The organism is Nocardia ninae NBRC 108245, assembly GCF_007990755.1.
In the GTDB taxonomy this organism is placed as follows: domain Bacteria; phylum Actinomycetota; class Actinomycetes; order Mycobacteriales; family Mycobacteriaceae; genus Nocardia; species Nocardia ninae.
The window spans coordinates 1-8,580 of the sequence record NZ_BJXA01000148.1 but is presented as its reverse complement, the minus strand read 5'-3'; the positions used below and the strand labels follow the sequence as shown (position 1 = coordinate 8,580).

At 70.8% G+C, this 8,580-nt stretch carries 8 protein-coding genes; 3 read left to right on the top strand and 5 right to left on the bottom strand.

Going from position 1 to position 8,580, the window contains the following annotated elements:
* Positions 1 to 216 precede the first annotated feature (216 nt).
* The 3 genes from NN4_RS43810 to NN4_RS43800 all read left to right on the top strand — a co-directional run bounded on the left by NN4_RS43810 (position 217) and on the right by NN4_RS43800 (position 3,765).
* Entirely contained in the window at positions 217 to 1,089 is an 873-nt protein-coding gene (locus NN4_RS43810) for a replication-relaxation family protein (protein ID WP_186818918.1), read from the top strand.
* A gap of 7 nt (positions 1,090 to 1,096) precedes the next feature.
* Positions 1,097 to 2,095 (top strand): C40 family peptidase, encoded by a 999-nt coding sequence (locus NN4_RS43805; RefSeq protein WP_147144172.1) that lies wholly within the window; start codon positions 1,097 to 1,099, stop codon positions 2,093 to 2,095.
* 146 nt (positions 2,096 to 2,241) lie between these two features.
* Complete coding sequence (locus NN4_RS43800; protein WP_186818917.1) at positions 2,242 to 3,765, top strand: cutinase family protein; 1,524 nt, start codon at positions 2,242 to 2,244, stop codon at positions 3,763 to 3,765.
* Positions 3,766 to 3,867: 102 nt separating this feature from the next.
* On the opposite strand, the gene NN4_RS43795 is transcribed toward NN4_RS43800, so the two are convergent.
* The 5 genes from NN4_RS43795 to NN4_RS43775 all read right to left on the bottom strand — a co-directional run.
* A complete protein-coding gene (locus NN4_RS43795; RefSeq protein WP_147144167.1) occupies positions 3,868 to 4,299 on the bottom strand; it encodes a hypothetical protein in 432 nt (143 codons plus the stop codon).
* Between the two features lie 94 nt (positions 4,300 to 4,393).
* Positions 4,394 to 5,146: a hypothetical protein gene (locus tag NN4_RS43790; protein WP_147144164.1), complete on the bottom strand. Its 753-nt coding sequence runs from the start codon at positions 5,144 to 5,146 to the stop codon at positions 4,394 to 4,396.
* Between the two features lie 382 nt (positions 5,147 to 5,528).
* Entirely contained in the window at positions 5,529 to 5,876 is a 348-nt protein-coding gene (locus NN4_RS43785; protein ID WP_147144161.1) for a hypothetical protein, read from the bottom strand.
* Positions 5,877 to 5,946: 70 nt separating this feature from the next.
* Positions 5,947 to 7,647, bottom strand: coding sequence for a VWA domain-containing protein (locus tag NN4_RS43780; RefSeq protein ID WP_246181438.1), 1,701 nt, complete (start codon positions 7,645 to 7,647; stop codon positions 5,947 to 5,949).
* A 62-nt stretch (positions 7,648 to 7,709) separates the two neighbouring features.
* The coding region (locus NN4_RS43775) for an AAA family ATPase (RefSeq protein ID WP_147144160.1) at positions 7,710 to 8,580 on the bottom strand (871 nt) is incomplete at its 5' end.

Sequence of the window (8,580 nt, the reverse complement as noted above, 5' to 3'; positions counted from 1 at the left end):
GGTCGCCGGTGCCGGGCCGCACCCCGCACCGCCCGACCCCCGGCTGCCCTAGCCGCGCGTTCGACATTCCCGAGAAAGGTTCCCGCCCTGATGATCTCCCGCCCCGATCGGCAAGTCGACACGCGAGCACCGCGCCCCGCCCGATCTCGAACCTCCGGCCCGGCGAGGGTCTCGCCGGTCCGTCCCCTGACCAGCCGTGACCGCTGGGTTCTGCGGATGGTGTACGAGCACCGTGTCCCGACCACCGATCAACTCGCCGAGCTGGCCTTCCCGACCGCCAAGATCGCCCGCCGCCGTCTGGCCATCCTGCACGACTATCGTCTGCTGGACCGGTTCCGGCCCTTGCGTATCCGAGGCAGTGCGCCTCATCACTGGACACTGGCACCCGCCGGAGCCACGGTCCTGGCCGCCGAGGCCGGTACCAGCGTGCGCGAGCTCGGATACAACCATCAACAGAACCTCGCCGTGGCCTACAGCCTGCACCTGAGCCACACCCTCGGGGTGAACGAATGGTTCACCACTCTCGCCACCAGTGGGCGCGCAGACGGTCAGGTGGCGCAGTGGTGGTCGCAAACTCGCTGCCAACGGCTGTGGGGCGACCTCGCTCGCCCCGATGCATTCGGCCGCTACGACCACTGCGGGGTCACGCTCGACTTCTTCCTCGAATACGACCTCGCCACCACCGCACTAACCCGCGTCGCCGCCAAGCTGCACGGGTTCGCCGAGCTGGCCCGCACGACCGGTGTTGTCAACCCGGTTCTGCTGTGGGTACCGACGACCCAGCGCGAGGCCAACGCCCGCACGGCCCTACGCCGGAGCTGGGAGCGGCTGCCCGACCCCGACGCGGTGCCGGTCGCCACCGCCGCCGCCGAGCTGCTCACCTCCGGTCCCGGGGCCAGCCCCGCAGACCAGGTGTGGCTGCCCCTCGATCCTGTCAGCGCGGCCCGTGTGAGCCTGGGTGACCTCGCCGCGGTGTGGCCTCGTCGCACAACACCACCAGCCGACACCGAGCACAGCTGGGGACCGCTGGGCGGGCAGCTCAGCCTCGCCCCGCCCCCGCCGCGCCCGCCATCTGTCGAGGACCGGTGAGACTCCGGTGCTGGTCAAAGCCCTCGGTGCGGGCTGTGCGGCGATCGTGTTCTGCGTCGTCGTGATCGCCGCCGTGGTCACCACCGTCATCGTCTACGACCAGCCGCTGCTCACGCCCACCCCCGCCACCTCGACCGGCACCGGCTCTACGCCGAGCCCCGAAGCGCGACAAGACATCCCGGCCGAGATGCTGGTGCTCTATCAGGCCGCCGCCGGGGATTGCCCCGGGCTGGACTGGTCAGTGCTCGCCGCGATCGGCAAGATCGAGACCGATCACGGCCGCTCACCCCTTCCCGGGGTGAGTGCAGGGCAGAACTCGTCGGGGGCCGGTGGGCCGATGCAGTTCCTGGCACCGACCTTCGACGCCGTCATAGCCCGGCACCGGCTGCCCGCTGGCGGAGCCGCTCCGCCCTCGCGCTACCACCCGCACGACGCCGTGCACGCTGCGGCGTTTTACCTGTGCGACTCCGGTGCCCCCGGTGATCTGCGCGCGGCGATCTTCGCCTACAACCACGCCGACTGGTACGTCGACCAAGTCCTCGACCAAGCCGCCCGCTACCGCGCCACCGATCCCTCCGGCGGAGACTGCCACACCGTGTCAGCCACGAATCCGACTGCCGCGCAAGTGATCTCTTTCGCCTGCGCTCAGCTCGGGCTGCCGTATGTGTGGGGCGGCAACGGACCCGAGGTCAACGGTGGCTGGGACTGCTCCGGACTCACCCAAGCCGCCTACCGGGCGGCCGGGATCTCCATCCCCCGCACCACCTACGACCAAGTCCACACCGGCACAACCATTTCCGAGGACCAGCTCGCCCCCGGCGATCTGCTGTTCTACGGCACTGCCGCCGACGTCCACCACGTCGGCATCTACCTGGGAGCCCGAAAAATGCTGCACGCGCCCACCTTCAACGAGCCCGTCCAGATCTCAGCCTACCGCTGGCCCGGCGACGACTACTACCAGGCCAATCGGCCCACCAGCGGCTCGCCTGGAGGTTCTCATGACTGATTGCCTCATCTCAGCGCGCCCACTCCGCGCGCTGACCCCGGCCCCGGAACGCGCCGCCTCACCACCACCGACACCTTGCCTCGCCGGTGCACCGACTCGGCCATCACCGATCCCGCGATACCCATCCGCCTGACCAGGAGACTTCTGTGCGCATCCGCAGCCATACTCACCACCAGTCCGTCCGCGCCCGCGACCGTCTCACCCGTGTGGCGCTGTGCGCCGCTGTCGCCACCGCCACGGCGTCCGGGGCCGGTATCGCCATCGCAGAACCGACATCGGACCCTGCCGCCGTGCACTGCCCACGCTGGACCGTGCTGCTGGTACCGGGCACGTTCGAGACGACTTCGGCGACCGCTGCGGCGGAGCCGAAGGGGGTGCTGGCCCCGGTCGCCGAATCCCTGAAAACCCGCTACGGCAACGACATCGAGGTCCGCATCCTCGCCCGCACCGCCGACACCGCGTACTCGGCGACCGAGGCCAACGGTGAACAAGCACTCACCGCGGCACTGTCGGGGCTGTGCTCGGGGTCGCGAGTCGTCCTCGCCGGCCATGCCGAGGGCGCCGCTACTGTCGGTGACCTCGCCGCCGCGATCGGCAACAACCACGGCCCGATCCCGGCCTCGCGGGTCGTGGCGGTTGGGCTGGTCTCCGATCCTCACCGCGACCCGGTCACCACCCAACTCGGCAACCCGGTCTCCGGTCACGGCGTCGCAGGTCCTCGCACGCAGGACTTCGCAGACCTCACCGGCCGAGTCCGCACCCTGTGCCGCGAGCGCGACCCTTACTGCTCGACCGATTCCGAGGTATCGAGCGCCCTCGCCGCGGTCGCTCGCGCCTACACCGCCACCGCGACCTCCACTGCGGCTCCGGCCGATTCCGCCCCGGTGCCGGATCGGCCCTCGATCACGGCGAGGACCACCTCCACCCCGGCACCGACACCGGCCACGAGCCCGGGGCAGGGGCAGGGGCAGGGGCAGGTATCGACCACCACGACAGCTCCGGTCACGGCCCCGACTGTCTCAGGGGTCCTCACGCAGGTGCTCACCGTGCTCAACGGGATGTCCGCCCTCGCCGCGAACGTGCCCGCCATCCTCGCCGACCTCACCGAGCTGCCCGCCCTGCTCGCCAGCGGCGATGTCCGTGGGCTGCACCGGGTCGCCGGAGACCTGAACAACCGGTTCCACTCGCTGGTCGCGATGGCCGCCGGTATCGACCTGCGCCTGGTGGCACGCGCACTGGCTCTCGCCGCGCCGCTGGACACCACCGGCGTGGCCGCCCTCGCCTCGCAGGTCCTCGGAGTCCTCGCCGGTCTCGATATCCCCCGGATCGCCACCGACATCGGCCGGGCGCAAGAGATCGCCTGGACCGCTGCCGAAGCACTCACCGCCGGTGACCCCGTGGCCGCCGTGGCGGCACTGACGGGACTGGCCCCGGTCGCCGCCGACCTGCTCGCCGCCACTGCCTCGGCGTTCACCGGCACCCAGTTTCCCTCGCTCACCCAGACCTACACCGCCACCACGACCGGTGCGGCCACCGGCAACGCCCCCAGCGGCCCGCCGCCCCGCACCGACAGCGACAGCGACACGGCCGGGTTCCCCGCCCCCGGCCACGACACCACCGCCCCGGTGCTGACGGACTGGCTCGAACAGGCCATCGACCGCACGACCTAGACCCGCACCCCACCCAGAACACCCCAGACCGCGAAACAGCCGGTAGGGCCGAGCAAGTGCTCGGCCCTACCGGCTGTTTCGGCGCGCGGGCGGACTAGAAGATCAGCCAGACACGGCGGTTGGTATCTGCGCGGCCGGGTCATCGGTGCCCGGCAACCGCCACGTCGGCACCAGGCTCACCACCTCGACCACGTCGTCCCCGTCCTCATCCGGCGGCGGGAGAGGGGACGCGGTGACGACCGCGCGGGCGGCGCTGTCGGGATCGGTGTAGGTGATGCCTCTCAGCGGTCCCGTGGTGATCCGCACGGCGGCGGTACCCGGGTCATATTCGGCATCGGTGCGCACCCGGCGATAGGAGACGAACACCGGCAACCACTGCGCGGGGGCAGCCGGTTGCGCGGGCGCGGTGAGGTGGCGGGTGGCCTCGGCGGCGATTGCCAGCCACAGCTCGAGGCTGTCGGCGGAGTGCGGGGAGCAGGCGAACACGCGATGCAGGGCCGCCGCGACACCAGCGGAACTCGGAGTGTTGTTCATGGTCGAGGAACCTTTCGGAGGAGATAAATTGGGGGGTGGTGCCGGGCTCCCCGGGGGTGAGAGCCTCGGGGATCCCGGCACCGCAGAGCACGGGTCAGGCGGGAGCGAAGGTGAATCGTTTGGGGGCCGTGCTGGTCTGGTTGGCGACGCCGCTGGTGGTGAGCTTGACCAGCGCGTTGTGGACCGCGCCGCTCGAGCGGTCGAGGGCTTTGCCGATCTGGTGCGGGCTGAAATCCTCGCCCGGGTGATCGCGCAGGTAATCCTCGACCAGCCCCCGCAACGCACCCGCAGGCAACGGCTGAGTTGACTCCGGTTGCGCCGCTGCCGTGTTGTCGTCCCCGGCCGGGGCGGGCGGGGCCACATCCGCGCGATCGTCGCCCGTGGGTGCCGCTACAGCCGTGTCCGGCTGCCCGGCGTCGGCCGGTGCGGATTCGGTGATTGCGCTCGATGCGGGCGCGGGGGCCGGTTCGGCGGCGGCCGGTTCGGTCGTGACCGATTCGGGGGCAGCCGGTTGCGGGGTTGCCGGGTCGGCCACGGTCCATGTTTTGGGCGCGCGGGGTGATTCGGGGTCGCGGTCCGAACGGGCGGCCCCGGCGCTTTCCCACCCCGACAGCACGCGCCGGGCCGTCGATACCCCGATCCCCGCCGCTTGTGCCAACGCGGCAGTGGTAGCACCCGGTTGGGCGTTCAGCGCGGCCCACAGCGCCGTGTCGTTGTCGTTGCGCAGCGCGGGCACACCGGCCCCCGACACGCCGTCCGGGGCGGCAGCGGGGGCGGCAGGCGCACGGTCAGGCGTGGCAGACGACGGCGGTGTGGTGGTGGTGGTTTTCTTCGTACGTGTGGACATGACGGGTCCCTCCAGCAATTCGGTTCGGGTGGATGTGGTCATGTCCCGGCCGGGACGGGAACCACACCGGATCGGGGCAGAATCCCCCGGGGTTCGGTGTCGTTCCCGTTCCCATTCCCGCTCGATACCCGTGCCGATGTCAAGCGATCATGGAAAAAACCTCGGTGCCCCGAATTCCCCTCGTCGGATTCCGTAATGCCAACAGCACGAGGGGAATTCGGCTCGCGCACAGCAGTTCCGACGAGGCCCACGTAACGGGTCGGTCGGGGTGGGTGAGCCGGTAGCCGATAATGCCGCCGTCGATGATCTGCGCCGTACAGAAGGCAACGGCTCGATGCAGGGCCGGGGTCGCCTTGCATCGAGCCGTTGCTCGATCGTGTGGTCAGCAGTCGGAGGGGAAGTTCCAGGATCCCGGTATGCCGTCTTCGCCCACGTAGTCAACGGTGCCGGTGGCTCCGGCGTCCTCGAGGTAGCCGAAGGCGTCGCCAGCTTCTGAGGCGCTGCGTTGGCCGGTGATCCGGATGGTCACGCTGTCGTCCGCGTTGTATTTGATCTCGGGGGCTTCGAAGGAACCGAATTCCTCGGCGAGGCTTTGGACGATCGCGGTGACGAGGTCGGCTTCGGGTTCGACCTCATCCATCCAGAAGTTCTCGGTCAGCAAGTCCGCGACGGCCGCCGCGCTACTGGCCGGGAAGGTGATCGTGGCAGTGAAATCGATAGTCTCGCTCATGGGGAACTCCCTTGTCCTGTGGGTGATTTCGTTTTGTCGGGCGAATGGGTGCTGTTGTGTGCCGGGTTGGTCAGGCGGCGCGCACGGCTGCCACGGCGGCGCGGGCGATGGCGGCGGCGGTGTCGGCGGGGTTGGTGAGTTCGTGCACGGTCGCGCCGGTCAGCGGGTTGGACCAGGGGCTGTCGGGGGTCAGCCACAGCACCGCGCATCCGCTGGCGCGCAATCGGTTCAGCCGCTGTTGGGCGGCGGCGCGGGGTTCGTCGCGGAAGGCCCCGTCGGAGATGATGACCAGCAGGCGGGTGTTCTCCGGCTGTGAGAGCCCGAGCGCGCCGTCGAGGGCGTCGAGGGCGATGTCGATGGCTTCGTACATGCCTGTCGCGGCGAAGTCGGTCACTTTCTGCGGGGCGGCCCCCGGGTAGGTGACTGGCAGCACGTTCCGCTCGAAGGTCAGGGTGGCCGTTCGGGCGGGCATGACTGCCTGGTCGGCGGCGGTAGCGATGATCCAGGCGGCCGAGGCCGCGTCGGCGGTGTAGTCGTCCATCGACCCTGACACGTCACACGCGATGCCGACCCGCAGCGGTGGCGTAGGTACGGGTTTGCGGGTGGTGCGGGTGAACGGTTGCGCGGTCGGGATCGCTCCGGCGGCGCGCTGTGCTTCCCGGGCCAGCACCCCGCGCATGCGCAACCGGCCCGGCGGCAGCGTGGAGGTGGTCTTGGTGACCGCGCGCTCACGCTGGCTGGCGGTATTCAGGGCGCGGGCCAGCACCCGCGCGGCGGCGCGTTCCGCGTCGCGGGGCGCGCGGGTGGTGCGCCCGGTGCTCCGGCCGGTGCGGGGACGTTTGCCGAACACGTCCGCCGCCCTCGTGTCGGCGCGTTCGGTGTGGTGGGCTTCATCCCGCGCGGCCTGGTCGGCGACCTCGGCGGGATCAGGTGGGAGCTGGTGCGCGGCAACGTTTTCGGCGATGTCGCCGAGGGTGCCGGTGACGGCCGTGCCCAGCGGGGAGCCTGGTTGCGGGGTGGTGTGCGGTTCGGGGCCGACGATGTCGAACCAGCGCCGCCCGAGCTCGAGCATGCCCTTGGTGTTGGTATCGGAGAGCCGGTGCGCGATGCGCCACAAGGTCCGCAATTGCCGGAGGGTGTCACGGCCGAGCACGGCCTCGATCGCGGTAGCGGCGGGCGCGCACTCGTCGGCGTCGAGTACGCCCGCATCGACGCGGGCCAGCATGAGCGCGGCGGCGTGGGCAGCGGCGTGGCGGGTGGGTGCCAGCATGGCGGCGGCGGCGGGGCCGCCGGTGTCGGCGAAGACCAGCTCGCGGGTGCTGGCCCGCAGCCAGTGCCGGTCGGTCGGGCGGCGGCGCAGTTGGGCGGCCTCGATGCGGGACTCCTCCAAAAGCATCGCCGCCCCGGCGATCTGCGGATGCGCGGTCGGTGGTGGAGTCCAGCAGGTGTGGGTGGCGTGGGCGCATTCGTGGGTGAGCGCGCCCCAGGTGGGGGCGTACCGGTTGCGGTCGGCAAAGCGCCACGGGCGGGCGGTGGCGGGGTCGATGCCCAGGTTCGCGCCCTCGATGGCGATGAGGGCCGCCTCCGGTACGAACATTGCGAGGTTCCCGTCGGCCGCGCCGGGGGCGATGACCACCCTCAGGTCGTCGCGGTCGGCGATGGCCGGGGTTTCGGCGGTCATGGCATCGGACAGGGTTTCCCATCCGGTGCGGGCGGGCGGCGCGGCGGGCGGGGCGGTGGGCGCGGTGATCACGTGCGGGGCGATGGTCATGGCGGGGAATGCCTTTCGGTGGTCTGGTGTGCCCAGGGCAGGCACCCGGGCACAGGGGCGGGTCAGGGCTTGACGCGGGCACCCAGCGCGAGGGGCTTGTACGCGGTGCCGAATTCGGTCTTGACGACCTCGGCGACGATCTCGCGGTCTTCTTCCGGCGCGGTGCCGACCAGGTTGGCGGCGGCGGTGGCGATGTCGACAGCGGCGGCGATCTTGGCGAAGGCCAGCAACTCTCGCAGTTGCGGAGCCCACCCGATCTCGCATCGAGCGACCCGCCCGGCCAGTGCTTGGGCCACGCGCACCGCTTTCGGATCGACCCCCAACTGCCCGGCGAGGTCATAGTCGCTACCCACCTGAACCTGCAACGCAAACCGCGAGGCGAGGGCATCGGACAGGATCGCGCCGTGTACTCCGGGGTTGTGCCCGGCGACCACGAAGAACCCGGGCTCGGCTTTCACGATCTCGCCGCCGTGGGCCTTGATCACGATCTCTTTGCGGCCGTCCATAGCCGGGTATACGCACGAGAGCGCACTCGGCGGGATCAGGGTGGCGTCGTCGATGAACAGCACGCGGCCCTCGCGCATGGCCCGGACCAGTGGCCCGTGCACGAAAACGAAAGTGCCGTCCGGGTTTTGGGTGTATTCGCCCACGAAGTCGGCGACCGTGGTGTCCCCGTCGCCCTGCACGGTCAGCAGGTCACCGTAGGCGGCCTCGATCAGCGAGGTCTTCCCGGTTCCGGGTGGCCCGTACAACAGCACCGGAACCTCGGCGGCGCGCATCGTCTGCAACACATCCACATCGGCACGCCCGGCCAGATTGCGCACGTGGTACTGCTGCCCGTTGGGCCGGGCCACGGTCGAACCGGCACGCGCGGGTGCCACCGGGGTGGCCGGGGCCGGGGTGGTCGCTGCCTTGCCTGCCCGGCGGGGAGCC